Origin of the sequence: Paraburkholderia phymatum, assembly GCF_038900715.1 — a bacterium.
GTDB lineage: Bacteria > Pseudomonadota > Gammaproteobacteria > Burkholderiales > Burkholderiaceae > Paraburkholderia > Paraburkholderia phymatum_A.
Genome location: NZ_JAYMRZ010000071.1, coordinates 1 through 1,483, shown reverse-complemented (window position 1 = coordinate 1,483; position 1,483 = coordinate 1). Strand labels below are relative to the sequence as shown.

Below are 1,483 nucleotides of genomic sequence, written 5' to 3'. Positions count from 1 at the left end.
AGTCGACCCTGAACAATCAGCGGAGCCTTCTACAGTGGGGCTTTGAGTCGGAAATGGTGTTGTGGGAATTGCAGGGACCTGGCATATTGATGCGTGAATCCTGCAATTCCTGATGAGGTGCAGATGGGTCCGAAGACGCCTGTGTCAGAACAAGATTTCTTCCGGCATCCGCTGCGCGAACAGATCAATCTGAAGCATCCGTTGGTGCGACTGGCCGAACTCATCAACTGGGAACGGCTGGGCATGTTGATGAGCGAGAGCTTCGTGTCCAGCAAAGGTCGACCCGCGAGTTCGCCGCGTCTGATTGCCGGGCTTCTGTATTTGCAGCACGCGTTCGATCTGTCGGACGAAGAGGTCGTCTGGCAATGGGTGGAGAACCCGTATTGGCAGGTGTTCACGGGTGAGACGTATTTGCAGACCGAGCCGCCGATCGACCCGTCGAGCCTGACGCGCTGGCGCAAGCGGCTGGGCGAAGCCGGCGTTGAAGAACTGCTGGCCGAGACGATCGAAGCCGCCAGACGCGCCGGTGTGATCAAGGCCTCGAGCGTGAAGCGCGTGATTGTAGACACGACGGTTATGCCGAAGGCGATTGCCCATCCCACCGATTCGCGATTGCTCGAACGGTGTCGCGAACATCTGGTGAAGGCTGCGGCCCACTACGGGCTGAAGCTGCGCCAGAACTACAACCGCGAGGCGCCGCGTCTGGGACTGCAGATTGGCCGCTACGCTCACGCGAAGCAGTACAAGCGTATGAGGAAGGCGTTGCGCACGCTGCGCTCGCGCGTTGGACGGGTGATGCGTGATGTGGAGCGACAGGTCACCCAGGTGGCAGAGTCAGGCCGCGTTGCCTTGCAAGAACTGATTGACCGCACGAAGCGGATTCTCTCGCAGAAGCCGAAGGACAAAAGCAAGCTCTACGCGCTGCATGCACCGGAAGTTGAATGTCTGGCCAAAGGCAAGGCGCGTACGCCCTATGAGTTCGGCGTGAAAGTGTCGATCACGACGACGCACAAGGAAGGACTGGTAGTTGGCATGCGCTCGATGCCGGGCAGTCCGTACGATGGTCACACGCTGGCCGAAGCATTGGAGCAGGCGGCGATCCTCAGCGACGTCACGCCAGAAGTCGCCGTCGTGGATCGCGGCTACAAGGGTGTCGCCATCGACGGCGTGAAGATCTACCACCCGGGTTTGCGGCGCGGTATCACGCGCGGACTACGCGCGATGATCAAGCGGCGAAGCGCAATCGAGCCTGCCATCGGTCACATGAAAACAGACGGAAAACTCGATCGCAACTGGCTCAAAGGCGCGCTCGGTGACGCGATGCAGGCAGTGTTGTGCGGCGCAGGCCACAATCTGCGGATGATCCTCAGGAAGCTGAAGCTTTTTTACGCCCTCGTCCTCATCGCCTTGCTAAACCATATCGTCGCCGCCGTGCCAACAGCATGAGTTGAGTGGCCGACTAAGCGAATTGTTCAGGGCCGAC

1 protein-coding gene is annotated in these 1,483 nt (G+C 59.8%); it reads left to right on the top strand.

Annotated features, from left to right (window positions below; genetic code table 11):
- Window positions 1-123: 123 nt before the first annotated feature.
- Complete coding sequence (locus tag VSR68_RS42410) at window positions 124-1,446, top strand: IS5 family transposase (RefSeq protein ID WP_342945366.1); 1,323 nt, start codon at window positions 124-126, stop codon at window positions 1,444-1,446.
- Window positions 1,447-1,483: the final 37 nt, after the last annotated feature.